22 protein-coding genes are annotated in these 25,007 nt (G+C 71.5%); 15 read left to right on the forward strand and 7 right to left on the reverse strand.

Annotation, left to right across the window (positions count from 1 at the left end):
* Window positions 1–14: 14 nt before the first annotated feature.
* Window positions 15–1,238 carry a cytochrome P450 gene (locus ACZ6C6_RS19475; protein ID WP_469204340.1) on the forward strand — a complete coding sequence of 408 codons (1,224 nt, stop codon included), beginning with the start codon at window positions 15–17 and terminating at the stop codon, window positions 1,236–1,238.
* Between the two features lie 35 nt (window positions 1,239–1,273).
* Here ACZ6C6_RS19475 and ACZ6C6_RS19480 read toward each other — a convergent pair whose 3' ends face one another.
* Together ACZ6C6_RS19480 and ACZ6C6_RS19485 are read right to left on the reverse strand one after the other, a co-directional pair.
* Window positions 1,274–2,899, reverse strand: a complete 1,626-nt coding sequence (locus tag ACZ6C6_RS19480) for an ABC transporter permease (RefSeq protein WP_469204342.1) — start codon at window positions 2,897–2,899, stop codon at window positions 1,274–1,276.
* Complete coding sequence (locus ACZ6C6_RS19485) at window positions 2,896–3,807, reverse strand: ABC transporter ATP-binding protein (protein ID WP_469204344.1); 912 nt, start codon at window positions 3,805–3,807, stop codon at window positions 2,896–2,898. The genes ACZ6C6_RS19480 and ACZ6C6_RS19485 overlap by 4 nt, the downstream gene beginning before the upstream one ends.
* 99 nt (window positions 3,808–3,906) lie before the next feature.
* Here ACZ6C6_RS19485 and ACZ6C6_RS19490 point away from each other — a divergent pair, with 99 nt between their 5' ends.
* Window positions 3,907–4,461, forward strand: coding sequence for a GbsR/MarR family transcriptional regulator (locus ACZ6C6_RS19490; protein ID WP_469204346.1), 555 nt, complete (start codon window positions 3,907–3,909; stop codon window positions 4,459–4,461).
* 13 nt (window positions 4,462–4,474) lie between these two features.
* Here ACZ6C6_RS19490 and ACZ6C6_RS19495 read toward each other — a convergent pair whose 3' ends face one another.
* Window positions 4,475–5,326 carry a diacylglycerol kinase family protein gene (locus ACZ6C6_RS19495; protein WP_469204348.1) on the reverse strand — a complete coding sequence of 284 codons (852 nt, stop codon included), beginning with the start codon at window positions 5,324–5,326 and terminating at the stop codon, window positions 4,475–4,477.
* Window positions 5,327–5,512: 186 nt separating this feature from the next.
* On the opposite strand from ACZ6C6_RS19495, the gene ACZ6C6_RS19500 reads away from it, so the two are divergent.
* The 4 genes from ACZ6C6_RS19500 (at window position 5,513) to dnaN (ending at window position 10,248) form a co-directional block, all read left to right on the forward strand.
* Complete coding sequence (locus tag ACZ6C6_RS19500) at window positions 5,513–6,796, forward strand: adenylosuccinate synthase (RefSeq protein ID WP_073966464.1); 1,284 nt, start codon at window positions 5,513–5,515, stop codon at window positions 6,794–6,796.
* Window positions 6,797–6,989: 193 nt separating this feature from the next.
* Window positions 6,990–7,880: a glycoside hydrolase family 19 protein gene (locus tag ACZ6C6_RS19505; protein WP_469204693.1), complete on the forward strand. Its 891-nt coding sequence runs from the start codon at window positions 6,990–6,992 to the stop codon at window positions 7,878–7,880.
* Window positions 7,881–8,068: 188 nt separating this feature from the next.
* Window positions 8,069–8,956: a glycoside hydrolase family 19 protein gene (locus ACZ6C6_RS19510; protein ID WP_469204350.1), complete on the forward strand. Its 888-nt coding sequence runs from the start codon at window positions 8,069–8,071 to the stop codon at window positions 8,954–8,956.
* Window positions 8,957–9,105: 149 nt separating this feature from the next.
* The gene (gene dnaN / locus ACZ6C6_RS19515) at window positions 9,106–10,248 is read left to right on the forward strand and encodes a DNA polymerase III subunit beta (RefSeq protein ID WP_469204352.1); all 1,143 of its coding nucleotides are present in this window, start codon (window positions 9,106–9,108) and stop codon (window positions 10,246–10,248) included.
* Between the two features lie 71 nt (window positions 10,249–10,319).
* Here dnaN and ACZ6C6_RS19520 read toward each other — a convergent pair whose 3' ends face one another.
* Window positions 10,320–12,554, reverse strand: coding sequence for a serine/threonine-protein kinase (locus ACZ6C6_RS19520; RefSeq protein ID WP_469204354.1), 2,235 nt, complete (start codon window positions 12,552–12,554; stop codon window positions 10,320–10,322).
* A gap of 142 nt (window positions 12,555–12,696) precedes the next feature.
* On the opposite strand from ACZ6C6_RS19520, the gene ACZ6C6_RS19525 reads away from it, so the two are divergent.
* Window positions 12,697–13,413, forward strand: coding sequence for a GntR family transcriptional regulator (locus tag ACZ6C6_RS19525; protein ID WP_469204356.1), 717 nt, complete (start codon window positions 12,697–12,699; stop codon window positions 13,411–13,413).
* 167 nt (window positions 13,414–13,580) lie between these two features.
* Window positions 13,581–14,231 carry a hypothetical protein gene (locus ACZ6C6_RS19530; protein WP_469204358.1) on the forward strand — a complete coding sequence of 217 codons (651 nt, stop codon included), beginning with the start codon at window positions 13,581–13,583 and terminating at the stop codon, window positions 14,229–14,231.
* A gap of 48 nt (window positions 14,232–14,279) precedes the next feature.
* Here ACZ6C6_RS19530 and ACZ6C6_RS19535 read toward each other — a convergent pair whose 3' ends face one another.
* Window positions 14,280–15,056 (reverse strand): SLATT domain-containing protein, encoded by a 777-nt coding sequence (locus ACZ6C6_RS19535; protein ID WP_469204694.1) that lies wholly within the window; start codon window positions 15,054–15,056, stop codon window positions 14,280–14,282.
* Between the two features lie 383 nt (window positions 15,057–15,439).
* Here ACZ6C6_RS19535 and ACZ6C6_RS19540 point away from each other — a divergent pair, with 383 nt between their 5' ends.
* From ACZ6C6_RS19540 to ACZ6C6_RS19570, 7 genes are all read left to right on the forward strand, one after another.
* Window positions 15,440–15,778 (forward strand): YbaB/EbfC family nucleoid-associated protein, encoded by a 339-nt coding sequence (locus ACZ6C6_RS19540; protein ID WP_328904383.1) that lies wholly within the window; start codon window positions 15,440–15,442, stop codon window positions 15,776–15,778.
* Between the two features lie 79 nt (window positions 15,779–15,857).
* The gene (gene recR, locus ACZ6C6_RS19545; RefSeq protein WP_018102117.1) at window positions 15,858–16,457 is read left to right on the forward strand and encodes a recombination mediator RecR; all 600 of its coding nucleotides are present in this window, start codon (window positions 15,858–15,860) and stop codon (window positions 16,455–16,457) included.
* A gap of 92 nt (window positions 16,458–16,549) precedes the next feature.
* Window positions 16,550–17,209 carry a DUF5063 domain-containing protein gene (locus ACZ6C6_RS19550; protein WP_469204360.1) on the forward strand — a complete coding sequence of 220 codons (660 nt, stop codon included), beginning with the start codon at window positions 16,550–16,552 and terminating at the stop codon, window positions 17,207–17,209.
* A gap of 211 nt (window positions 17,210–17,420) precedes the next feature.
* On the forward strand, window positions 17,421–18,692 hold the full coding sequence (locus ACZ6C6_RS19555) for an aspartate kinase (RefSeq protein ID WP_018102119.1): 1,272 nt from the start codon (window positions 17,421–17,423) through the stop codon (window positions 18,690–18,692).
* Entirely contained in the window at window positions 18,689–19,753 is a 1,065-nt protein-coding gene (locus ACZ6C6_RS19560; protein ID WP_469204362.1) for an aspartate-semialdehyde dehydrogenase, read from the forward strand. Before ACZ6C6_RS19555 ends, ACZ6C6_RS19560 begins: the two co-directional genes overlap by 4 nt.
* A gap of 383 nt (window positions 19,754–20,136) precedes the next feature.
* Window positions 20,137–20,712: a SigE family RNA polymerase sigma factor gene (locus ACZ6C6_RS19565; RefSeq protein ID WP_469204364.1), complete on the forward strand. Its 576-nt coding sequence runs from the start codon at window positions 20,137–20,139 to the stop codon at window positions 20,710–20,712.
* Window positions 20,713–20,831: 119 nt separating this feature from the next.
* Window positions 20,832–21,989: a hypothetical protein gene (locus ACZ6C6_RS19570; protein WP_469204367.1), complete on the forward strand. Its 1,158-nt coding sequence runs from the start codon at window positions 20,832–20,834 to the stop codon at window positions 21,987–21,989.
* Window positions 21,990–22,023: 34 nt separating this feature from the next.
* Here ACZ6C6_RS19570 and ACZ6C6_RS19575 read toward each other — a convergent pair whose 3' ends face one another.
* Together ACZ6C6_RS19575 and ACZ6C6_RS19580 are read right to left on the reverse strand one after the other, a co-directional pair.
* Entirely contained in the window at window positions 22,024–22,914 is an 891-nt protein-coding gene (locus ACZ6C6_RS19575; protein ID WP_469204369.1) for an SURF1 family protein, read from the reverse strand.
* Window positions 22,915–23,075: 161 nt separating this feature from the next.
* Entirely contained in the window at window positions 23,076–24,962 is a 1,887-nt protein-coding gene (locus tag ACZ6C6_RS19580; protein ID WP_469204371.1) for a S9 family peptidase, read from the reverse strand.
* Window positions 24,963–25,007: the final 45 nt, after the last annotated feature.

The raw sequence follows: 25,007 nt of genomic DNA on the forward strand, positions 1-25,007 counted from the left end.
TCTAGCGTCGGCCCATGGAACAGCCCAGCACCTCCCCCGCCCCGTTCGACCCCTGGTCGGCGGCGTTCGTAGCCGACCCGTACCCCGCCTACGCCGAGCTGCGGGCCACCGGCCGGGCGCATTACTTCGAGGCCACCGATCAATGGCTCGTCCCGCACTATGCCGACGTGTCGGCCCTGCTGCGAGACCGGCGGCTGGGGCGCACCTATCTGCACCGGTTCACGCACGAGGAGTTCGGCCGGACACCGCCGCCTCCGGAACACGAGCCGTTCGAGACGCTCAACGGGCAAGGGCTGCTGGACCTCGAACCGCCGGATCACACCCGCATCCGGCGCCTGGTGTCCAAGGCGTTCACCCCGCGCACCGTCGAACAGCTCGTCCCCACCGTCCAGCGGTTGGCCGCCGGACTCGTGGACGACTTCGTCGAGCAGGGCGGGGGCGACCTGCTGGCCGCCGTCGCCGAGCCGCTGCCCGTCGCCGTGATCGCCGAGATGCTCGGTATCCCGGAGTCCGACCGGGCCCCGCTCCGGCCCTGGTCCGCGGCGATCTGCGGGATGTTCGAGCTCAATCCGTCCGAGGACACCGCCCGCGCCGCTGTCCGCGCCTCCCTCGAATTCTCCGCGTACCTCCGCGAGCTGATCGCCGAGCGACGCGCGCACCCGGGCACGGACCTCATTTCCGCCCTGGTCGCCGCCCACGACGAGGGCGAGCGGCTGACCGAGCAGGAGATGGTCTCCACCTGCGTCCTCCTCCTCAATGCCGGGCACGAGGCGACCGTCAACACCACGGTCAACGGCTGGTGGACGCTGCTGCGCCACCCCGAACAGCTGGCCGCCCTCCGTGCCGACCATGGGCTCCTGCCCACGGCGCTGGAAGAACTGATGCGGTACGACACCCCCCTTCAGATGTTCGAGCGTTGGGTCCTGGACGACATCGAGATCGACGGCACCGTCATTCCGCGCGGCTCCGAGGTGGCCCTGCTCTTCGGCTCGGCCAACCGCGACCCCGCCCGCTTCGCGGCCCCGGACACCCTGGACCTCGCCCGGCGGGAGAACCCGCACATCACCTTCGGTGCCGGTATCCACTTCTGCCTGGGCGCCCCGCTCGCCCGGGTCGAACTGGCCGCCTCCTTCGGTGAGCTGCTGCGCAAGGCGCCCGGCCTGCGCCTGGCCGCCGCGCCCGAGTGGAACCCGGGATATGTCATCAGGGGCCTGAAGGAGCTGCGGGTCGAGGTGTGAGGCTGTGGGCGGGCGCCTCCAGCGCCCGCCCCGCCTCAGGTCACGAGATCCCGGCGGCGCAACGCCGCCAAGGCCGCGGCCACCAGAACCGCCGACAGCGCGGTGAGGAGCGTCACCGGCCCCCACTCCATCCCCGCTCCCGGCAGCTTCGGCAGGTGTGTGAACGGCGATGCGTCCAGCACCGGCTGCGGCAGGTCCAGGGCGGGCCCGATCCAGCCGAGCGCCAGGCAGAGCCCCACCACGCCCCAGCTCGCCGGGGCCGCCTTCGGTATCGCCCCGTGGAGCAGGGCCGTGATCCCGCCGAGCAGCCAGACGGCGGGCAGTTGTACCAGGCAGGCGCCGAGCACGGCCGGAAGTGCGTGGCCGTATCCCGCCGCCAGGCCGAGACCGCCGACCACCATGATCAGGGCCGCGCCGCCGAAGGCGATGAGCAGATGGCCGCCCGCCCAGCGGAGCCGGCCGACCCCGCCCGCGAGCACCGTCTCCGCGCGTCCGGCGGTCTCCTCACCGTGCAGCCGGAGCACCGACGCGGCGATGTAGAGAGCGGCGACCGTGCCGAGCACGGAGACCATCGAGGCGAGGAACGCGTCGGTGAGGCCGGACTGCCCGCCCATCCGCTCGAAGATCTCCCGGGCCTTCTCGTTGTCCCCGACCAGGTCCGCCGCCCCGCCGACCAGTCCGCCGAAGACGAAGCCGACCACGGCGAAGGACACCGTCCACCCCAGAAGCGCCCCCCGTTGCAGCCGTATCGCGAGGCCCCAGGCGGTGGACATCCGGCCCCGCGCCGGTCCCGGACGCGCCGCCAGGAAGCTCATGCCGACGTCCCGGCGTTCGGTCAGCACGTACGCCACGACGCACTGCACCGCCACCGCACCGGCGATCAGGAGGAGCACCCACCAGCGCTCGTCCGCGTACGGGCGGACGTTCTCCGCCCAGCCGAGCGGGGAGAGCCAGATGAGCAGCGACGAGCCGTCGTCCGCGGCCGAGTCGCCCGCCGCCTTCAGGACGAACGCGGCACCCACCACCGCCGCCGTGGCCCCCTTGGCGAGGCGGGCGCTCTCGGTGAACTGCGCGGTGATCGCAGCGGTGCAGGCGAACAGCATCCCGACCCCGGCGACCGCCGACGCGAGCGCCACCGCCCCCACGCCCCCCTCGCCCGAGCCGGCCATTCCGGCCATGATCACCAACGCCAGGCCGGCATTGGCGAGCAGGGCCGCGAGCAGTGCGGCGGTGAGCGGAGCGCGGCGCCCGACCACCGCCGAGGAAAGCATCTCCTGACGACCCGTCTCCTCTTCCTCCCGGGTATGGCGCACGACGACGACCAGGCTCATCACCGCTGCCAGCGCCGCGCCGAAGGCGAGCATGCGCCAGCTGACGAGCCCGCCGACGGAGTCACCGAACACGGGCCCGTACATCGCCCGCACGGAGCTGTTGGCGTTCATCGACGCGGCGAGCTCGGCGCGTTGGTCCGGCGTTTCGTAGAGCGACGAGATGGATGTACCGACGGAGGAGAAGGACCCGCCGAGGACGAGGACCCAGACAGGGATGACGATGCGGTCGCGTCGCAGGGCGAGTCGCAGCAGGGCACCGGTCCCGGTGAGCGAGCCGGTGGAGGCACGGCGTCGCACACCCGCCTTCGTGGCGAGGGGCACGACGGTCATCGCGCCACCACCGAAGACTGCCCGGCGTCCGCCGTGTAGTGGCGGAGGAAGAGCTCCTCCAGTGTGGGCGGGGTGCACGTCAGCGAGCGGACGCCGGAAGCGGACAGGGACCTGAGGACCGCGTCCAGCTCGTCCGTGTCCACCTGGAGTGAGACCCGCCGCCCCTCGATGTCGAGGTCATGGACCCCGGGAAGCCGTGTCAGGCCGTCCGGGTCGCGTATCAGCTCGGCGCTGACGTGTATCCGCGTCAGATGACGCATGTCCGCCAGCGAGCCGGTCTCCACCGTCCTGCCCTGGCGGATGATGCTGACCCGGTCGCAGAGCGATTCGACCTCGCTCAGGATGTGGCTGGAGAGCAGTACCGTCCGACCGCGCTCACGCTCCTCGGCCACGCAGCTCTGGAATACCTCCTCCATCAGAGGATCGAGCCCGCTGGTCGGTTCGTCCAGGATCAGCAGATCGACGTCCGACGCGAAGGCGGCCACCAGGGCCACCTTCTGCCGGTTGCCCTTGGAGTACGTCCGCCCCTTCTTGGTCGGGTCGAGCTCGAAGCGGTCGACGAGGTCGGCGCGCCGGGTCGCGTCGAGACCGCCGCGCAGCCGCCCGTACAGGTCGATCACCTCGCCGCCGGAGAGGTTGCGCCACAGCGTCACGTCTCCGGGGACGTACGCCACGCGTCGGTGCAGGTCGACCGCATCGTGCCAGGGGTCGCCGCCGAGCAGCTGGGCCGCACCGGAATCGGCTCTGAGCAGCCCCAGGAGGACCCGGATGGTGGTGGACTTCCCCGACCCGTTCGGACCGAGGAAGCCGTGGACCTCACCGGTCTCGACGGACAGGTCGAGACCGTCCAGCGCCTGCGTCCGGCCGAACGATTTGCACAGCCCGGCCACGGTGATTGCCTTCGTCATGATTTTGAACGTACGCTACTTTCACAAAATTGTGAAGTTAAGGAACCGTATAAACTCGAAGGAGTGACATGCAGTGGCGCACGGAGGAAGAGGAGCGGGATGAGCGGCGAATCCGCGGAGGAGAGCGCGGCCGGGGGCGCGGTCCGGGGCCCCGGGGACCGGGACGCCGAGGCCGTCGCGCGGTTTGTCGAGCGGTTCGCGTCCGAGATGACCGAGGCGGGGATGCAGCGCATGGCCTCGCGCGTCTTCGCCGCCCTGCTCGCGGACGACGACGCCTCGATGACCTCGGCGGAGCTCGCCCTGGCCCTGCAGATCAGCCCCGCCGCCGTATCGGGCGCGATCAACTACCTCACGCAGGTCAGCATGGTCGGCCGCGAGCGCGAACCGGGATCGCGCCGCGACCGGTACCGCCTGCACAACGAGATCTGGTATACCACCTTCGCCAGCCGCGACCACGTCCTCACCCGTTGGGAGCGCACCCTCAAGGAAGGTGCGCGCACGCTCGGCGAGCACACCCCGGCCGGCGCCCGGATCGCCGAGACGGCGGCGTTCTTCGAGTTCCTGCAGTCGGAGCTGGAGGGGCTGATGGGCCGCTGGAAGGAGCACCGCAAGACCCTCGACCTGCCGGTGGGCAGCCCCGGCGCGGGCGCCTGACCGCCGGCGCCCGCTACCCCGCCGGGAGCATCAGCCCCCAGGCCCCCGCCCGTACCGTCCACGTCCGGGTCCGCACCGGCCCCGCCACCTGTATGTCCGCCCGGTAGCGGAAGTCCGCCCCCGAGACCGTGACCGCCTTCGCCTCCGCGGTCACCGGGGCGGTGTCCGGCGCGTCGATCGTCACGGCGGCCAGGCCGTCGTCGCCGCAGCCCGACGTCACCGTCACGGAGGCGACCGGGCGGTCGAGGTCGTTCAGCACGATGCCGTCGGCCTCCACGCGCAGCCGGTGCGTCGGCGGCATGCCGGCCGGTTCCGGAGGCGCGGGCCGTACCAGGGTGCGGACCAGGGAGCGGCAGGCGTCCCAGACGGAGGACACGCCCGGGCGGTCGGCGCCCGCGCCCGGGGCCCCGTTCAGCGCGGGGATGCGCAGCGCGCCCAGGACCACGCCGTCGCTGTCGTCGACGAGCAGGTCGAGGCGGCGCACCGCCCCGTCCAGCGCCGTGCGCGCCGCAGCCACCGCGCCGTTCGGCACGCCGAGCGAGTGGGCGAGTTCCAGAGCGCCCGAGGCGCCGACGGGGACGAGCGACAGCGCGCTCATCGCGGGCTCCCGCTCCCGGTGCAGCAGGGACACGGCGCGCCGCAGCGCCCGGTCGTCGCCGATCACCACCGGCCGCCGGCCGCCCCGGCGGGACAGGGCCCGGGCGAATTCCCCGGGGCTGTCCGGGAGGCAGATCTTGGCGTGCGAGCCGGCGCTCAGCACGTCCTTCGCGATGCGGACGGACTCGCCGTCCGTCCGGCGGGCGACCGGATCGATCACCACCAGCAGGTGGGGCGCACCGTTACCGGGGGGCTGGGCAGCCGACACCTCGGTCCTTCCTCGGGTAGCATCTTGGTGCAAGAGCCCCTTGCGCTATTGCGCCAGGGGTTTCGTCTATTCCGGGGCACCCGGTTCGACGGTTCGGACTGTGCCGTACAACGACGTACGGCATGTACGGCGTTCTCGTACGCCCCCTGACCTTGGACATGCCCCGCCCGGAAGGGGTGTACGCCTGTGCCCGCACTTGTGCTGCTCGGTGCTCAGTGGGGTGACGAGGGCAAGGGAAAGGCCACCGACCTCCTCGGTGGATCCGTGGACTATGTGGTGCGCTACCAGGGCGGCAACAACGCCGGCCACACGGTGGTCGTCGGTGACCAGAAGTACGCACTGCATCTCCTCCCCTCCGGCATCCTGTCACCGGGATGTACCCCGGTCATCGGTAATGGTGTCGTTGTCGACCCGGCGGTCCTGCTCTCCGAGCTGAGTGGGCTGAACGACCGCGGCGTGGACACGTCGAAGCTGCTGATCAGCGGCAACGCTCATTTGATCACCCCGTACAACGTCACCGTCGACAAGGTGACGGAACGGTTCCTCGGGAAGCGCAAGATCGGCACCACCGGTCGCGGCATCGGCCCGACGTACGCCGACAAGATCAACCGGGTCGGCATCCGCGTCCAGGACCTCTACGACGAGTCGATCCTGGAGCAGAAGGTCGAGGCGGCCCTGGAGCAGAAGAACCAGCTCCTGGCCAAGGTCTTCAACCGGCGCGCCATCGAGGCCGGCAAGGTTGTCGAGGACATGCTCCAGTACGCGGAGCAGCTCAAGCCCTACGTGGCCGACACGACGCTCGTCCTGAACAACGCCATCGACGCGGGCAAGGTCGTCCTGTTCGAGGGCGGTCAGGGCACGCTGCTCGACGTCGACCACGGCACGTACCCGTTCGTGACCTCCTCGAACCCGACCGCGGGCGGTGCCTGCACCGGTGCCGGGGTCGGTCCGACCAAGATCAGCCGGGTCATCGGCATCCTCAAGGCGTACACGACCCGTGTCGGCGCCGGACCGTTCCCGACGGAGCTGCACGACGAGGACGGCGAGGCGCTGCGGCGGATCGGCGGCGAGCGCGGTGTCACCACCGGCCGCGACCGCCGGTGCGGCTGGTTCGACGCGGTCATCGCGCGGTACGCGACCCGGGTCAACGGTCTCACCGACTTCTTCCTCACCAAGCTGGACGTGCTGACCGGCTGGGAGCAGATCCCGGTGTGCGTCGCGTACGAGATCGACGGCAAGCGCGTTGAGGAGCTCCCGTACAGCCAGACCGACTTCCACCACGCGAAGCCGGTCTACGAGATGCTTCCGGGCTGGTCCGAGGACATCACCAAGGCGAAGACGTTCGCCGACCTGCCGAAGAACGCGCAGGCGTACGTGAAGGCGCTGGAGGAGATGTCCGGCGCCCCGATCTCCGCGATCGGCGTCGGCCCCGGCCGTACCGAGACGATCGAGATCAACTCGTTCCTGTAGTCGTACGGGAGCACAGGAGGGCCGGGGCGGCGGATGAGCCCCGGCCCTCCGGCGTGTGTGCGCTCGCCGAGACCGTCTGGTCTAGACCTTGACAGGTCCAGACCAGCGACGGTTGGGTGCAGGGATGCCCGCACGGCCCGCCCGCCGAGGGTGCGGCGCACCGTGCCCGTCCTCGTAGAAGGAGTGAGCAGCGCTGAACCGCATCAAGAGCATCCTGACCGTACTGAGCGCGGTCGTCGCAACGGCGGCCTTCCTGCCTGGCGCCGCCATTGCCGCACCGACCGCCCCGGGCACCACGGGCTCCGCTTCGTGCGCACCCCTGTGGAACTCCTCGACCGCCTACACGGCCGGCGGCGCGGTCTCGCACCACGGCCGCAATTGGACGGCGAAGTGGTGGACGCGGAACGAGAACCCGGGCGCCACCACCGTCTGGGCGGACGCGGGCCCCTGCACGGGAGGCGTTTCCGACTTCGTCATCAGTGAGGCGGAGTTCGACGCGATCTTCCCCGAGCGCGACCCGTTCTACACCTACCAGGGCCTGATCGACGCGCTGCACGCGTATCCCCGCTTCGCCAACACCGGGACCGAGGAGACCAGGAGCCGCGAGGCCGCGGCCTTCCTGACGCATGCCGACTTCGAGTCGGTCGGCCTGCGGTACGTGAAGGAGATCAACGAGGCCAACTACTGGATCAAGTGCGACTACAGCCAGCCGTTCGGCTGCCCGGCCGGCCAGTCCGCCTACTACGGCCGCGGTCCGATCATGTTCAGCTGGAACTTCAACTACAAGGCGGCTGGAGACGCGCTCGGTCTCGATCTGCTCAACGACCCGTGGCTGGTGGAGCGTGATCCGTCCGTCGCCTGGCAGACCGCGCTCTGGTACTGGAACACCCAGAACGGCCCCGGAACCATGACCTCCCACGACGCCATGGTCGGTGGGGCCGGCTTCGGTGAGACGATCCGCTCGCTCAACGGCTCGCTGGAGTGCAACGGCGGCAACCCCGAGTCGGTGCGGGCCCGGGCGGCCAAGTACGAGCACATCACCGACGTCATCGGCGTCGCCCCGGGTTCACACCTCACCTGCTGACGCGGACTCAAGCCCCGGGGCCGATGCGTTCCTCGCGTCGTGAGGGGGCCCCGGGGCCCTCGCGGCGCAAGAGGTTCCGTTTTTTGGTCTAGACCTTGACAGGTCCAGACCAACAGCGCTTGAGTGGCGGCAACCCCCCACAGCGGTGCGCCGCGACGATCGGTGCGCCGCGACGAAGGAGTGTGCAGATGTTCCGTCGCATCATGGGCCTGCTCGCCGCGCTGGGCGCGGTCGTCGCAGGGCTCGTCGTACTCCCCGCCACCACCGCGTCGGCAGCCGACTGCGCGGCCGCCTGGAACGCCTCGTCCGTCTACACGGGCGGCGGCACCGCCTCGTACAACGGGCACAACTGGACCGCCAAGTGGTGGACGCAGAACGAGAAGCCGGGCAGCTCGGACGTCTGGGCCGACCAGGGCGCCTGCGGAAGCGGAGGCGGCACGGACCCGGGCTCGTCCTCCGGGTTCGTGGTCAGCGAGGCGCAGTTCAACCAGATGTTCCCCGGCCGCAGTTCCTTCTACACGTACAGCGGGCTGGTCGCCGCGCTGGACGCCTACCCGGGCTTCGCCAACACCGGCAGCGACACCGTCAAGAAGCAGGAGGCCGCGGCCTTCCTCGCCAACGTCAGCCACGAGACCGGCGGGCTGGTGTACATCGTCGAGCAGAACACCGCCAACTACCCGCACTACTGCGACAGCAGCCAGCCCTACGGCTGCCCGGCGGGACAGGCCGCGTACTACGGGCGCGGTCCGATCCAGCTCAGCTGGAACTTCAACTACAAGGCAGCGGGCGACGCGCTCGGCATCGACCTGCTGGGCAACCCCTACCTGGTCGAGCAGAACGCCGCCGTGGCCTGGAAGACGGGCCTCTGGTACTGGAACACCCAGAACGGCCCCGGCACCATGACCGCCCACAACGCCATGGTGAACGGCGCCGGCTTCGGTGAGACGATCCGCTCCATCAACGGCTCGATCGAGTGCAACGGCGGCAACCCCGCCCAGGTGCAGAGCCGCATCGACAGGTACCAGGCGTTCGTGCAGATCCTCGGCACCACACCCGGTTCCAACTTGAGCTGCTGACCAGGGCTTTCGTCCGACAACTTCACTCGTGTGGGGGACGCCTCCGGCCTCGTGGCCGGAGGCGTCCCCCGCTTCGTTGTCAGTGGTCGCCTCTAACGTCGAAAGCGTCTGGACCGCAGGCGGTCGGCGTACGAGGAGAGGTCATCACGATGGAGTTCCGGATCGAACGAGGCGAGCTGACGGACGCCGTCTCCTGGGCCGCCCGAGTTCTCCCCACCAGGTCGCCCGTTCCCGTCCTGGGCGGGTTGCTGCTGGAGGCGGCGGACGACCGACTGAGCATCTCCGGCCTGGACTACGAGGCGTCCGCCCGCATCGAGGTCGGGGCGCGGACCGAAAGCCCGGGGAAGGTCCTGGTCATGGGCCGCCGCCTGCTCGACGTGTGCAAGGTGCTGCCCGAAGGTCCGGTGGCATGCGCGGTCGAGGGCTCACGGTTCACGGTGACGGGCGGCGGCGCCGGATTCGGTCTGTCCGTCCTGCCGCTGGACGACTACCCCGCGCTGCCGCCGCTGCCGGAGATACTCGGTGAGGTGGACGGGCAGGAGTTCGCGGCAGCCGTCGCCGATGTGGCGGTGGCAGCCGGCCGGGACGACACCCTTCCCACGCTCACCGGAATCCGCCTCGCGCTCGACGGCGTGCGGCTGACCTTCGCGGCCACCGACCGCTACCGCTTCGCCGTCCGTACGCTCGACTGGCGGCCGACGGGCCACGGTGTCACGGCCGATGTCGTCGTCTCGGCCCGTCGGCTCAGCGAGATCGCCCGCTCGGTCGGCTCCCGCCCCGGTGCGGTCCGCCTCGCCCTCGACAGCGGTTCGGCGGGCTTCGAACGGGAGGGCATGCGCACCACGGTCCGGCTGCTCGACGGCCGCCTCCCGCGCCACGACAAGCTGTTCGTGCTGAGCGGGCCGGTCAAGGCGGTGACCGAGCGCGAACCGCTGGTCGAGGCGGTGAAGCGGGTCGCGGTCGTGGCCGACGGCGACAGCCCGCTCCAGTTCGCGTTCACCGGGGACTCCGTCCTGCTCCAGGCCGGGTACGAGGACGACGTGGCCTCGCAGCGCCTGCCCGCCGGGCTCCTGGGCGCCGAGGACATCACCGTGGGATTCAACCCCTCCTACCTGATGGACGCGCTGGCCACGTTCGACACCCCGGTGGTCCGGTTCCAGCTCATGGGCCAGGGCCAGCGCGCCATGATCACCGGGCACCAGGACCACGAGGAGGCGGCGGCAGCGGCGGACGGAGCGGGGGACACGGTCCACCAGCACCTGCTCATGTCGCTCCGGCCGCTGGTGCAGTGAGGCCGACGGCGGGGCGGCCGGGCAGGGGGCGGCCGTGCACACGCGTGGGCGGCCCCGTCCGGCCCGGTGGGTCAGCCGGACTTCGTGTACGTGAGCTTCTCACCGCTCGACGTGTTCTCACGGCTCAGGCCGCCGTCGGGGAGCAGGGTGAGCGTCGTCGGGGCCCCTGGAGTGCAGGAGGCCGCCGGTTCGCCCTCCGTCACGGTGGAGGGGCCGATGCTGACGGATTCGCCCTCGGCGGCCTCGGCGGTCAGCGTCGCCTCGAAGACGCAGCGGTAGGTACCGCCGGTGGCGAGGGGGCCCTCGGCGGTCAGGGTGAGGACCGTGTCGCCCACCGCGCCCTGACGGATGACGAGTTCACGGGTGGAGTGTCCGGTGGCGTTGTCGATGCTGCCGGACCAGGAGCCCAGGTAACCCTCGGGGATACCGCCCTCCTCGCCGTTGTTCCCGTCGTCGGGCGAGGGATCCGGGGAGACGTCCGGGGTGGGGGAGTTGTCGATGGCCTGCGACGGGGACGGCCCGGCCGAGCGGGTGGGTTCGGCCGTGGGCGTCCCGCCCTTGTCGTTCATGAGGGCGTAGACGGACCCGCCCGCGCCTATGGCGACGAGGACGGCGACGAGGATCAGCGCGATGGTCGAGCCACTGCTCCTGCGGGCCGGGTCGGGAGCGGGGGCCGGATGCTGGGTGCCCGAGGGGTACCCGGGGCCGTACGGGGGAGTGGCGCCCTGGCCGGGCTGCTGCGGGTAGGCGTATGGGTAGCCGGGGCCCGGGGTCGGCTGCTGGGGGTAGCCGTAGGCATGGCCCTGGCCGGGATGCTGTGGATAGCCGTATCCCTGGCCGGGGTTGGGCTGCTGCGGGTGGTCGTAGCCCTGGACCTGCTGCGGCTGGGCGGCCTGGTGCGGGTAGCCGTAGCCGGGAGGCGGAGTGGCCGGGTCCGGCCCGCCCGGCGGCGTGGCGGCGGCGATGGGGGGCGCCTGGACGGGACCGGGCCCGGGCTGCGCGGGGGACGGGAGCGGGGCGGTCGGACCGGTGGGAGCGTCCAGGACCTCGGTCGCCGGTTCGGCGGGGGGCTCGGCATCCGGGCCGGACGGGGCGTGAGGGACAGCGTCGGACGGCGCGTCGCTCACCGCGTCGGTCGGGGCGCCCGGCTTGGTGAGGGGGACCGAGCCCAGCGGCTTCCCGCCGCCCGGGGCGGGGGAGGTGCTCGGGGTCCGGTCCGGGGCCGGCACCGCGTCCGTCGGTGCCGCGTCATGGGGCCCCGCATCGGCGGCCGCGCCGCCTCCCGGCACCACGGCGTCGGACGGCACCACGCCGCCTCCCGACACCACGGCATCGGACGGCGCCACCGCGTCGGACGGCACCGCGTCCTCGGGGTCCTCCGAGTCGAGCAGTTCCACGGCGTGGCGGCCGAGTTGGGCGAGGAGCGCCCCCGGGAGCCAGGGCTCCGGGCTGCTGTCGCCGTCGGCCAGGAGCGCCAGGATGTCGTCGGTGGACGGCCGGGCCTGCGGGTCCTTGTGGAGGCAGCCGCGGATCAGGTCGTCCAGCCCCGGCGTGACCCCGGTCAGATCCGGGTCCTCCTGCGCGATGCGGAACAGCAGGGCGTGCATCTCGTTGGCCGCGGCCCCGAAGGGGAGCCGGCCGGTCAGGGCGTACGTCAGCACCGACCCCAGGCAGAACACGTCGCTGGCCGCGCTCACCCGTTCGCCCCGCACCTGCTCCGGAGACATGAAGCCGGGCGTGCCGACCAGAGCGCCGGTGCGGGTGAGGCCGCCGTCGGTGACGGTGTCCAGGGCCCTGGCGATTCCGAAGTCGATGACGCGCGGGCCGTCGATCGTGAGCAGGATGTTGGAGGGCTTCAGGTCCCGGTGGATCAGGCCGGCCGTGTGGATGGCCTTCAGAGCGTGTGCCAGGCCGGAGCCGAGAACGCGGACGGACCGCTCCGGCAAAGGGCCGTAGGCGCCGGGGGCCGGGCCGGACGGGGTGCCCGGTCTCCCCGAGACGGTGGCCTGCAGGGAGGGGCCGGCCACATATCCGGTGGCGACCCATGGGACGTCGGCCTCGGTGTCGGCGTCCAGGACGGGCGCGGTCCACGTGGAGCCCACCCGGCGGGCGGCCCGCACCTCCTGGCGGAACCGGTCGCGGAATTCCTGCTGGGCGGCCAGCTCCTCGCGTACGAGCTTGAGCGCCACCGTACGGCCGCGGTCGGACCGGGCCAGATAGACCTGGCCCATACCGCCCACGCCGAGGCGTCCCAGCAGGCGGTAGGCGCCGATGCGCTGTGGATCGGTGGACCCGAGCTTCTCCATGGTGTGCGGCCTCCCCCGTACGACAACACGCCGGACGGGGACGAGAATAGCGGCGTGGATCGTCCGACCGGGCCCCTCCGGCGCTCAGGGCCGGTGCGACCCCGGTCTAAGGTGACCCGGAACCGAATGGGGGAGGGGCGCCATGTGCCCGAGCGGAGCCGTCACCCGCAGCACCCTGCGTCAGCAGATCACGGACGCGCTGCGTGACGAGGTGCTCGCCGGGCGTCTGCTGCCGGGGCGGGAGTTCACCGTCAAGCAGATCGCCGAGCAGTACGGGGTGTCCGCGACGCCTGTCCGCGAGGCGTTGTTCGACCTGTCCGCGCAGGGCCTGCTCGAATCCGACCAGCACCGCGGATTCCGGGTGCACCAGTTCACGGTCGCGGACTACCGGGCGATGGTGGAGGCCCGCGCCCTCGTCATGGACGGGGTCATCCGGGATGTCTTCCACGAGCCGGTTCCGGACCGGCGGGCCGACTACCGGGACGCACTTGTCTCCGTCCGCCGCCGGGCCGAGGAGGCCGCCCGCGCGGCGCGCGGCGGTGACCTGGACATCCTCATCGGCTACGACCTGCGCTTCTGGCGCGAGCTCGGCGGGCTCATCGGCAACGGTTACATCAGCGACTTCCTGCACCGGCTGCGCGTCCAGGCATGGGTGTTCGCCGTGCCGTATCTGCGGGGCGACGCCGATCTGCGGGACTGGCTGTGGAACGGCCACGCCGAACTGGTCGCGGCCATCACGCACCGGGACCGCGAGGCCCTGCGCGCGGTGATAGACGGGTACAACACCCATGCGCTGAGCTGGGCCGACCGCCTGGCCGGGCTGGGGCCCTCCGCGGCGCGGACCGAGGGGCCCGCCTGAGCTCGTGCACCGTGTTCGCCCGTCCGCGCCCTCGGGCCCGCCTGAGCTCGGGCACCGTGTTCGCCCCTCCGCGCCCCGGGCCCGTCGTGAGCGACCACTGTGCGCGCGGAGCCGGTCGCATTACGCTGTCCCGACCACCGCACGCCCCCGTTGGAGAGCGAGACTTCGTGGCCTGTGACCTGTGGCTGGTCCCCCTCGTCGATGTGCTGTGCCACAGCCCCGACAACCCCTTCGCCGAAGAGATCGCCCTCTACGACAAGGCCCTGGGCGAGGCCGGACTGCCGCCCGTCCCCGTCTACGCCTACATGCCGGGACTGACCGGAGACGTCGCCCCGGTCGCGGGCTTCGACTACGACGCCCTGCACTTCCTCCGCCGCGCCTACCTGCTCCAGCTCAGCGGCCTCGCCGTCACACCGGTCGGTGAGCTGGGCGGGGACTACGAGCAGTTGCTGGAGATGTTCGAGTCCACGGCCCGGCAGTCGCACCTGGTGTGGCATTTCGACCACGCGGGGGCGTACGTCCCCCTCGACTTCGCCGCGCCCGTCTCCACCGACGACCTGCTGGCAGCGGGCGGCCCGCTCGGTTCCGCGCACGGGCTGCTGCGGGAGCTGGAGTTCGTCGCCCCGGCCATCGGAATCGACCCGGCGAATCCGCCGGCCGCCCCCCTGCCGCCCGCCGCCCCCACCGACCTGGAGGAACCGGCGACCTCCGTTCCGTACGACGACAATCCCTTCGCCCGGGAGCGCCACGTCTGGCTCGGCCTGCATGCCGCGGCCACCCGCAGCCTCGCCCAGGGATCGATGATCGTCTTCAGCTGACCCGGCCCCGGCGTCCCGCGCCGGAGCCCCGTACCGGCCGGTGAACGGTCAGCGCGGGGACTCCGGCGGGCGCTGCCGGGGCATGTTCGGCCGCATCGACTGGAGCGGGAAGCGTCCGGGGGCCGCGCCCGGCTCCGGGCGCCCGTTCCCGGAGCCGCCGGAGACCAGGGCCTGCATCCCCAGCGGCGCGGGACCGGCCCGGAACTCCACCATCCAGTCGGCGGTCTCCGACCGTACGAGCTCCGTGATGTCCTCGGAGAAGCGCCGCAGGACGCCCAGGCACCGCTCGGTCGCCTCGCTCGCCGTGCCCTCGGTCGGGCCGAGCACCTCCCGTACGCACTCCGACGCCCAGTCGAACCGGAGCACCTGGAGCCGGCGCTGCACGGCCTGCGCGGTCGCGAGGTTCCTTATCCAGCCCGAGGTCAGGCCGAAGTACCGGTCGCACGCCATGCACGCGGCACCGAGCAGCAGCGACAGATAGCCCCACCCCGCCGCGCCGTGCAGCGCGCCCGTCAGGTCGAGCAGCGGCAGGGCGGCGCCCGCGACGGCCCCGGCGGCGGTGCCCATCCGCAGCGCCCTGGCACCGCGCCGCTTCCACAGCCGGTCGTTCAGATACCAGTCGGCGGTGCGCAGCGCGTCCGCCTCCAGCCACCGGTAGAGCTCGTCCAGCCGCTGGGACGGTTCTCCCCAGTCGCCCAGCGGGAACGGCTCCCCGGTCAGGTCACGGGCCCTTCCCGCACGGTCCTCGGAGTCCGTACCGGAGGGAGCGGCCGCACCCGCCGGGCCGGACGTGCCGGACTTGCGGGGCGGCACTTCGGGCTGCATCTCCGGCTGACTCACCGGGGTACTCCTCTGCATGCTGCATAGCGACGCGTGCTCTCGACCGCGTACTCGACGACGGGGCGGATCTCTGCTCTGCTCCCGGTCCCTGGACGCGACGGGCAGTCCCCCATGCGTAACCATGCGTGACGAGGGGTAGGCGCGTGCGTGCCGGGACGCATGCCCTTCCTACCGCCGAATGGTGGGCCGTGGGGTCGAAATCGCGGTATTCCCGGGTGTGCACGGCCTCTGGTCAGGTATAGGAGTCCCGGCATCGTTCCCTCGATCTCACTCGAAAGAGTTGCTCCTCGGCGGGTGGGGCGCGCCGCCCGGGGACAACGTAGGCTCGGCGTACCGAAACATTTGTCGTCGAAATGCCTGGAGTGACCGTGATTCCCGGTGGTGGTCAGCCCAATATGCAGCAGCTGCTGCAGCAGGCCCAGAAGATGCAGCAGGAGCTCGCCCAGGCCCAGGAAGAGCTTGCCAGGACCGAGGTGGACGGTCAGGCCGGCGGTGGCCTGGTCAAGGCGACGGTCAACGGCTCGGGCGAGCTGCGCTCCCTGGTGATCGACCCGAAGGCGGTGGACCCGGAGGACACCGAGACCCTCGCGGACCTCGTCGTCGCGGCGGTCCAGGCGGCCAATGAGAACGCCCAGCAGCTCCAGCAGCAGAAGCTGGGACCGCTGACCCAGGGCCTGGGCGGCGGGATGCCCGGCCTGCCGTTCTGACCGGCCGCATACCCAAGACCGTACGTACCCCCTACGGTACGTACCACGACTCAGCCGACTCAGTCAGGAAGGCGTTCCGTTGTACGAAGGCGTGGTTCAGGACCTCATCGACGAGCTGGGCAGGCTGCCCGGCGTCGGTCCCAAGAGCGCGCAGCGGATCGCCTTCCACGTGCTGCAGGCGGAGCCCACGGACGTGCGGCGCCTGGCCCACGCCCTCCTGGAGGTCAAGGACAAGGTCCGCTTCTGCGCGGTCTGCGGCAATGTGGCCCAGGAGGAGGAGTGCGGGATCTGCCGGGACCAGCGGCGCGACCGGTCGGTCATCTGCGTGGTCGAGGAGCCCAAGGACGTCGTCGCGATCGAGCGGACCCGTGAGTTCCGGGGGCGCTACCACGTGCTGGGCGGCGCCATCAGCCCCATCGAGGGGGTCGGGCCTGACGACCTGCGCATCCGCGAGCTCCTCGCCCGCCTCGCCGACGGCTCCATCACCGAGCTGATCCTGGCGACCGACCCCAACCTGGAGGGCGAGGCCACCGCGACGTATCTGGCGCGGATGGTGAAGCCGATGGGCCTGCGCGTCACGCGGCTCGCCAGCGGCCTTCCGGTGGGCGGCGACCTGGAGTACGCGGACGAGGTCACGCTCGGCCGCGCCTTCGAGGGGAGGCGGCTGCTCGATGTCTGACGGTCGCGTTTCCGCATCTCACGGCAGCTTTACGTGCAGCGCGGTTATCTTCTACTCACCGTCTCCGACCGGTCACACGGGAGGTCTCCTCGATGTCTGACGCCACGTTGAACACCGTCACGCAGGACCCAGGCGATTTCGCGGTCCAGATCGCCGACCAGATCAAGACGTTCATCGTCGCGGTCACCGAGGTGTCCAAGGTCGAGGAGCCGGAAGAGGCTGTTCCGGTCCTGCTTCTCCAGGTCTCCCAGCTCCTGCTGGCCGGCGGCCGGCTCGGCGCGTACGAGGACATCGTCCCCGACGAGCGCTACGAGCCCGACCTCGGCGCCGAACCGGACGCGGACGGCCTGCGCGAGCGCTTCGCGGCCCTCCTGGAGCCGATCGACGTCTACTCCGAGGTCTTCGACCCGTACGAGCCCCGCAAGGCCCCCGTCGCGGCCCGCATCTCCGACGACCTGGCCGACCTCGTCACCGACCTGCGCCACGGACTGGCCCACTACGAGGAGGAGCGCACCACCGAGGCCCTGTGGTGGTGGCAGTTCTCCTACTTCTCCAACTGGGGCTCCACCGCTTCCGCCGCCCTCCGCGCCCTTCAGTCCCTGATCGCCCACATCCGCCTCAACCAGCCCCTCCAGGAGCTGGACGGCCTGGACACCGACCAGGACGCCGGCGACGACAGCCTCGCCGAGGAGGCGGGCCGCGTCATGTTCGAGGAGATCGCGGGCCCGTTGGGCCTGCGCCCGGCGAAGTAGGGGACGCGTGCGACCGGTCCGCGTGTGGGCTGGGCCACAAAGGGGAATGCGTACGTGTTCGGTGGGCAGCAGGGCGGTACGAGCGGCTCGGAGCGACACGCCGATGATCACGTGGTGAGCGGGACATCTCACCATCTGGTATCAGCGGGGCGTTTCCAGGCTGCTCGTTAAACTGAGCCGACCGCAGTAATGGACTGAGCGAGGAGCGCACGTGGGCCTTGTCGTGCAGAAGTACGGAGGCTCCTCCGTAGCCGATGCCGAGGGCATCAAGCGCGTCGCCAAGCGAATCGTCGATGCCAAGAAGAACGGCAACCAGGTGGTTGTCGTGGTGTCCGCGATGGGCGACACGACGGACGAGTTGATCGATCTCGCCGAGCAGGTATCCCCGATACCGGCCGGGCGGGAGTTCGACATGCTGCTGACCGCGGGAGAGCGGATCTCCATGGCGCTGCTGGCCATGGCGATCAAAAACCTGGGCCACGAGGCCCAGTCGTTCACCGGCAGCCAGGCGGGCGTCATCACCGACTCGGTCCACAACAAGGCGCGCATCATCGATGTGACGCCGGGCCGTATCCGTACGGCGCTGGACGAGGGGAACATCGCGATCGTCGCGGGGTTCCAGGGTGTGTCCCAGGACAAGAAGGACATCACCACCCTCGGCCGCGGCGGGTCCGACACCACTGCCGTCGCGCTCGCGGCCGCGCTGGACGCCGAGGTCTGCGAGATCTACACCGACGTGGACGGCGTGTTCACCGCCGACCCGCGGGTCGTCAAGAAGGCCCGTAAGATCGACTGGATCTCTTTCGAGGACATGCTGGAGCTGGCCGCGTCCGGCTCCAAGGTGCTGCTGCACCGCTGCGTCGAGTACGCACGCCGATACAACATCCCGATCCACGTCCGCTCGTCCTTCTCCGGACTGCGCGGCACCTGGGTCAGCAACGAGCCGCAAGGGGACCAGAAGGTGGAGCACGCGATCATCTCCGGAGTCGCCCATGACGTCTCCGAGGCCAAGATCACCGTCGTCGGCGTGCCCGACAAGCCGGGCGAGGCCGCCGCGATCTTCCGTACGATCGCGAACGCCGAGGTCAACATCGACATGGTGGTGCAGAACGTCTCCGCCGCGTCGACCGGTCTGACGGACATCTCGTTCACGCTCCCCAAGGCCGAGGGCCGCAAGGCCATCGACGCCCTGGAGCGTAACCGCGGTGTGATCGGCTTCGACTCGCTGCGCTACGACGACCAGATCGCCAAGATCTCCCTGGTCGGCGCGGGCATGAAGACGAACCCCGGGGTCACCGCGGGCTTCTTCGAGGCGCTGTCCGACGCCGGCGTCAACATCGAGCTGATCTCGACGTCCGAGATCCGTATCTCGGTGGTCACCCGCGCCGACGACGTCAACGAGGCCGTGCGCGCCGTGCACACCGCCTTCGGTCTCGACAGCGACTCCGACGAGGCCGTCGTGTACGGGGGCACCGGCCGATGACCGTACGCCGCCCTTCGCTCGCGGTCGTCGGTGCGACCGGGGCGATCGGTGGCGTCATGCTCCAGATCCTCTCGCAGCACGCGGATGTCTGGGGCGAGGTCAGACTCGCCGCCTCACCGCGTTCGGCCGGCCGCAAGCTGGTCGTACGCGGCGAGGAGTGCGAGGTCCTCGAACTCACCGAGGACGTCTTCGAGGGCATCGACGTGGCGCTGTTCCTGGTGCCCGCCGACGTCTCCGCGCGCTGGGCCCCGCTCGCCGCGTCCAAGGGCTGCGTCGTCATCGACGACTCCGCCGCCTTCCGGGCCGACGACGACGTTCCGCTCGTCGTGCCCGAGATCAACCCGCATGCCGTACGGATGAGACCGCGTGGCATCGTCGCGAACCCGAACTGCACCACGCTGGCGCTGATCGTCGCCATCGGCGCCCTGCACGCCGAGTTCGGTCTGCGCGAGCTCGTCGTCTCCTCCTACCAGGCGGTCAGCGGCGCCGGCCGCGACGGCGTCGCCGCACTCCGCGAACAGCTGTCGATGGTGGCCGGCACCGAACTCGGTACGAAACCGGGTGACGTGCGCCGTGTGGTGGGCGATACGCACGGCGGCCCGTTCGCCGCTCCGGTCGCGCTCAACGTCGTCCCGTGGGCCGGGACGGACGCCGGTGACGGCTGGTCGTCGGAGGAGCTGGCCGTCCGCGAGGAGTGCCGCAAGATCCTCGGCCTGCCGAACCTGAAGGTGTCGGCGACCTGCGTGTACGTACCCGTCGTCGCCACGCACTCGATGTCCGTGCACGCCCGCTTCGAGAACGAGGTCGCGGTCGACCGGGCCCACGAGATCCTGGCGACCGCTCCCGGGGTGGTGCTGTACGACAGCCCTGGAGCCGGCGACTTCCCCACCCCGTCCGACGTGGTCGGCACGGACCCCACCTGGGTCGGCCGGGTCCGGCGCTCGCTGGACGATCCACAGGCGCTGGAGCTCTTCGTCTGCGGCGACAACCTCCGCAAGGGTGCCGCGCTCAACGTCGCGCAGATCGCCGAATCGGTGGCCGCCGAGTTTCCCCGGTCCTGAGCGTTCGTGATCATGAGGTCCGGATCGAACCCCTTTTGTACTTTCTGTGAACGGTCTGTGAGCAACTTGCCGGCCTGAACCTCTTGAGCTGGGCAGTCGCCGTGACCGACGATGACCTTTCGGTTCGTTGCAACCGGGGGTCGGGCGCCAGGCGTCTAAGCGGTCACTTCTTGCGCGGCGGGGCGCATGTGCGGGGCATCTGAAGAAGAGCGGGTACGTATGAAGGCATATCGCAGGGCCTCAAACGCTGTGCCGTATGCGTACAACCCTGACGGGGGGAAGCGTGTCCAACTGGCGTGGCAGAGGTTCTCGATATCACAGTGGTGGGCCCCTTGCGCGGCGCTTCGGTGCGACCGCTCCGACGGGCCCGTGCAGCCGGTGGCATGCCGGTGATCGCGCCCATGCCCGCCGCGCGTCAGACGAGGCTGCCGGCCCAGCGCGAGGGCGCTGAGGAGAGCGTGGCAGCCGGCACAACCGTCGACCATCTCACCGAAACCTACCGCGCCCACTACCGTTCGCTGCTGGGCCTCGCGGCCCTGCTGCTGGACGACACGGCGTCCTGCGAGGACGTGGTGCAGGAGGCGTTCATCCGCGTGCACTCCGCGCGCAGCCGGGTCCGCGAGCCCGAGAAGACCCTCGCGTACCTGCGCCAGACCGTCGTCAACCTCTCCCGCTCGGCGCTGCGCCGCCGCATCCTCGGGCTGAAGCTCCTCTCGAAGCCGATGCCTGACATGGCGAGCGCGGAGGAGGGGGCGTACGACCAGCTGGAGCGGGACGCGCTGATCAAGGCGATGCGAGGCCTGCAGAGGCGCCAGCGCGAGGTGCTGGTCCTGCGCTACTTCGCGGACATGACCGAGGCCCAGGTCGCCGAAACGCTCGGGATATCCCTGGGCTCGGTGAAGGCGTACGGCTCGCGCGGTATCGCGGCCCTGCGCGTGGTGATGGAGGCGCAGGTATGACCCGGCGCGGGGACCACCACGATCACGACCATGAACAGGACCCACGGCCGGGGGGCCGTAACGGGTACCGGCGCGGTGTCTCGCGCGGGTTCCCCCTGGACCGGACTGGGAACGGAACTGTGAACCACGGGCCGGAGAACGCTCCGCACGCGGACCGCGAAGGCGACGCCCCGGGCCTCGCGGCCACGGCCGGCCTGTTCGGCGGAGGCGGCCCGTCCGGCGGGGGCCTCCCCCTCGGCGACGGCGGTGACGACGGTGCCGAGGACGCGCTGCGCCGCATGATGCACGGTGTCGTGCAGGGCTTGGAGCCGAGCGAGGGCAGCCTCGACCGGTTGCAGCGAGCGGTGCCCGCCCGGCGGGCCCGTCGGCGGCAGGCACTGGTCGGCGCGGCGGCGGCGGCGCTGCTCATCGGCACCGCGATCCCCGCCTTCGTGCACGTCGCCAACTCCGACGGCTCCAGCACGGCCAGCCCCGCCATCGCCGGCCACGGCGAGCAGGCCCAGGGCGGCAGCGGCGACGACTCCGGCGCGGACTCCGGCAACGGCGGTGGCGGCGAGAGCGGTGGCGGCCACCCGAACGGCGGCCAGGGGCTTCCGCAGAGCACCACGACCCCGTCCGACAGCAGCGGCAAGGGCCAGGACGGCGACCCGGCCGGCGCGTCCGCCGACCCCGCCAAGACCGCGGTGGACGTCATGCGCCCGTGCGACCCGGGACAGCTCGGCGTGGAGTCGGCCAGGACCGGCGCGGCGGGTGCCGACGGCACGGTGTACGGGGCCTTCCGCATCGCCAACGTGTCCGGCGAGAACTGCGCGGTGCGGAGCAGCGGCACCGTGGGCTTCGAGGCCATGGGCGCGGCCGACCCGGCCCGGATCGAGGTCGTCCGGCACACCGAGGGCGACCCCGCCTCCGGTCTGCCCGATCCCGCCACGGAGGAGGCCGTCGTCGTGCTGAAGCCGGACGCGGTCTACGAGGTGCAGTTCGCCTGGGTCCCCAAGGACACCTGCCCGTCCACCGGTGGTTCGCCCTCCCCGACGCCGACCGAGGGTGCGGCGGGTGCCGGCAGCGGCGGTTCGGCCGGATCCGGGGCGGCCGGCGGCACCGGCGAGAGCGAGACGGGTACGGAGACGCAGTTCGGCGCCGACGGCAACGTCCCCGCCCAGGGCAGCATTTCCGTGCAGCACACCCCCGAACCGGGGGCTCCCGTCGCCGCTGCGAAGATCGACAACGCCTGCGCCGGAACGATCTACCGGACGGGCGTCCTGGAACCGTCGTCGTAGGAGTGGGAGCGGCCCGTACCGCCGGGCCACGCGCTCACGTCCCCGAGCGGACCTCCGCCTCGGGGCCGGGCGAGGAGGCGGGCGAGGAGGCGGCCTCCGCCTCGGGCACCAGGCCGAGCCGCACGTCCCGGGCGGCCTCGGCCTCGCGACGGAGCAGCCGGAACCACATGAAGACCACGAACCCGGCGAAGACGAACCACTCACCCGTGTAGCCGAGGTTCTGGAAGGCCTTGAGGTCGAGCCCGCCGCCCTCCGGCGCGGTGGCAGGCACCGGGCGCAGCGCGGTCGCCTCGGACCTGGCGGCACCGCTCGCCGCGTCCGCCGAGGCGCCCACGGCCTTCTCGGACCCGCCCGCACCGCTCGCCGGGAGCGTCACCCAGGCGTCGTACACCTCGTACGGCACCAGATTGACGAGCGACGCCGCGCTGATCATGCCGACCTGGCCGTCCGGCAGCCCGCCCGTCGCGCCGACCCCCGCGGTGCCCGCGTTCTCCGAAGCCTGCAGGTCGCCGGTCACCGTGACCCGGCCGGACGGCGCGGGCGGCACCCGGGTCTGTCCTGGCTTCCCGGGCAGCCAGCCGCGTACCACCGGCAGGGCCTTGCCGCTGTCGGTCCGCAGCATGTCCAGGACGTAGAAGCCCTTTCGGTCGTCCAGCTCACGGCCGGGCACGAGGAAACGGTCCGCATACCGCCCGGTCGCGGTGGCGGGCCGGCCGGAGGTCTCCGTGTCGACGGGCAGCAGTTCGTCGAGCGGTTCGGCGGCCCGGGTGCCCGGCGCGGGCTGCTTCTCGGCGGCCTCGTGCGTGTGCACGCGGTCCTCGAAGCGGCCGAGCTGCCAGGTGCCCATGAACACGCAGAACGGGATCGCCAGCACGACGAAGAGGTTGATCCCCCACCATCGCGGGGTCAGCAGGAACCGGTACACCCCTCCACGGTACGGTCCCCGCTCCGGCCGGCCGGAGCGGGGGCACCCGGAAAGCGGCCCTTTATCCGTTCCCTACGCGGAAACAGGGGCCCCTCCCGGGCACCAGCCTCAGCCCCCCGGGCGCCAGCCGCAGCCTCCTCCGCGCATCGGGCCCGCACCCGCTACGCGCCGCCGACCGGCACCTCCTCGCCCGGACCGACCGGGTCGCCGGGCCCTGCCGGCGACACCTCGGACAGGTGCCGGCGGGCGAAGTCGAGCTCCAGCCGGACCTGCTTGATCCGCTCCTCCACGACGAGCGAGCCGTGGCCCGCGTCGTACCGGTAGACCTCGTGCACGGCGTCCCGGTTCTTCAGCCGGTCGACGTAGTTCTCCACCTGGCGGATCGGGCAGCGCGGGTCGTTGACCCCGGCGGAAATGTAGACCGGGGCGCGTACGGCGTCGACGTACGTCAGGGGCGACGACGCCTCGAAACGTTCGGGCACTTCCTCCGGCGTCCCGCCCAGCAGCGTGCGGTCCATCGCCTTCAGAGCCTCCATCTCGTCGTGATACGCCGTGACGTAGTCCGCGACGGGGACCGCGGCCAGTCCGAGGGCCCAGTCGCCGGGCTGCGTACCGAGGCCGAGCAGCGTGAGATAGCCGCCCCAGGAGCCGCCGGCCAGGACGAGCTTCGCCGGGTCCGCGAGGCCGGACTTCACCGCCCACTCCCGTACCGCCGCGATGTCCTCCAGCTCGATCAGCCCGACCCGGTGCTTGAGCGCGTCCGTCCATGCCCGTCCATACCCGGTGGAGCCGCGGTAGTTGACCCGTACGACCGCGTAGCCGTGGTCGACCCAGGCCGCGGGACCGGCCGCGAAGGCGTCGCTGTCGTGCCAGGTGGGGCCGCCGTGGATCTCGAAGACCGTCGGGAACGGCCCCTCGGCGGGGGCCGCCGGACGCTGGACGAGCGCGTGGATCCGGCCGCCGGGCCCGTCCACCCACACGTCCTCGACGGGCACCGAGGCCGGGGCCTTGGCGCCCGGCGGATCGAGCACCACGGCGCCGGTCGTGGAGCGGACGACGGGCGGCTCGGCCGCCGACGACCACAGGTATTCCACCGTCCCGTCCGGGCGGGCCGTGGCGCCGGAGACCGTGCCGGTCGGCGTTTCCACCCGGACCAGCTTGCCGTCGGCCGCGGCGGGCTCGTACCGCCAGAGCTCGCTGCGGGCCTCGAAGCCGTGCTCGATGAGGAGCGCGGAGCCGTCCGGGTACCACTCGGCGCCCACATCGCCCGGCAGGTCGATGGCGAGGTCCGTCTCCGTGCCCGCCACCGGGTCCCAGATCATCGGCTCCCAGCGTCCACGCCTCTGGTGTCCGACCAGCAGCCGGGTGTCCCCGGCGACCGGCGCGAAACCGAGGACCGCGAGTCCCAGCTCCTTCGTACCCCCCTCGGTGTCGTCCAGCTCCGCGACCGTCGTCCCGTCCGGCCGGACCACGCGCAGCGCGGAGTGCATCGCGTCCCCGTGCTCGGTGTGCTCCAGCGCGATCAGCGTCCCGTCGTGGCTCAGGTCGCCGACCCCGGCCGACTCGCGGTGCCGGTAGATCTCCACCGGAGCCGCGCCGGGCCGTACGACGTGGACCGTGGTGCCGTCCTCGTCCGTCGAACGGCCGATCACCGCCGTGTTGTCCCGGCCGATCGCGAGCCCGGCCGGATAGGACGGCCCGAGACCGGGGGCGGCCGGGGTGGACTCGGTGTCCACGCCGCCGTGGAACGTGCGGCGCATCCACACCCCGAACTCGTCCCCGTCGGTGTCGTCGAACCACCACACGGCCTCGCCGTCCGGCGTCAGCACGCCGTCCGTCGTCCCGTTCGGCCGGTCGGTCACCTGGCGCTGCTCGCCGGACGCCCGGTCCCACGTGTACAGCTCATAGGTCCCCGTCGCGTTGGAGACGAACAACGCGCGGTCCGGCGCGTCCTCGGCCCAGTCGGGCAGCGACACCCGGGGAGCGCGGAAGCGCTGCTCCCACAGCGGTACGGATGCGGTCGTCGGCGAAGCAGTGGCCTCAGTCATGACCCCATTCTGCGCAGAACCCCCGACAATCCGTTCGCTTCGTCC

It is taken from the genome of Streptomyces sp. NPDC041814, from assembly GCF_055590565.1.

Excerpts from the sequence above, each read along its gene's own strand:
- ACZ6C6_RS19475 (WP_469204340.1), top strand. The coding sequence starts at position 15 with ATGGAACAGCCCAGCACCTCCCCCGCCCCGTTCGACCCCTGGTCGGCG.
- ACZ6C6_RS19480 (WP_469204342.1), bottom strand. The coding sequence starts at position 2,899 with ATGACCGTCGTGCCCCTCGCCACGAAGGCGGGTGTGCGACGCCGTGCC.
- ACZ6C6_RS19485 (WP_469204344.1), bottom strand. The coding sequence starts at position 3,807 with ATGACGAAGGCAATCACCGTGGCCGGGCTGTGCAAATCGTTCGGCCGG.
- ACZ6C6_RS19490 (WP_469204346.1), top strand. The coding sequence starts at position 3,907 with ATGAGCGGCGAATCCGCGGAGGAGAGCGCGGCCGGGGGCGCGGTCCGG.
- ACZ6C6_RS19510 (WP_469204350.1), top strand. The coding sequence starts at position 8,069 with ATGTTCCGTCGCATCATGGGCCTGCTCGCCGCGCTGGGCGCGGTCGTC.
- dnaN (WP_469204352.1), top strand. The coding sequence starts at position 9,106 with ATGGAGTTCCGGATCGAACGAGGCGAGCTGACGGACGCCGTCTCCTGG.
- ACZ6C6_RS19520 (WP_469204354.1), bottom strand. The coding sequence starts at position 12,554 with ATGGAGAAGCTCGGGTCCACCGATCCACAGCGCATCGGCGCCTACCGC.
- ACZ6C6_RS19525 (WP_469204356.1), top strand. The coding sequence starts at position 12,697 with ATGTGCCCGAGCGGAGCCGTCACCCGCAGCACCCTGCGTCAGCAGATC.
- ACZ6C6_RS19535 (WP_469204694.1), bottom strand. The coding sequence starts at position 15,056 with ATGCAGCCCGAAGTGCCGCCCCGCAAGTCCGGCACGTCCGGCCCGGCG.
- ACZ6C6_RS19550 (WP_469204360.1), top strand. The coding sequence starts at position 16,550 with ATGTCTGACGCCACGTTGAACACCGTCACGCAGGACCCAGGCGATTTC.
- ACZ6C6_RS19560 (WP_469204362.1), top strand. The coding sequence starts at position 18,689 with ATGACCGTACGCCGCCCTTCGCTCGCGGTCGTCGGTGCGACCGGGGCG.
- ACZ6C6_RS19565 (WP_469204364.1), top strand. The coding sequence starts at position 20,137 with ATGCCGGTGATCGCGCCCATGCCCGCCGCGCGTCAGACGAGGCTGCCG.
- ACZ6C6_RS19580 (WP_469204371.1), bottom strand. The coding sequence starts at position 24,962 with ATGACTGAGGCCACTGCTTCGCCGACGACCGCATCCGTACCGCTGTGG.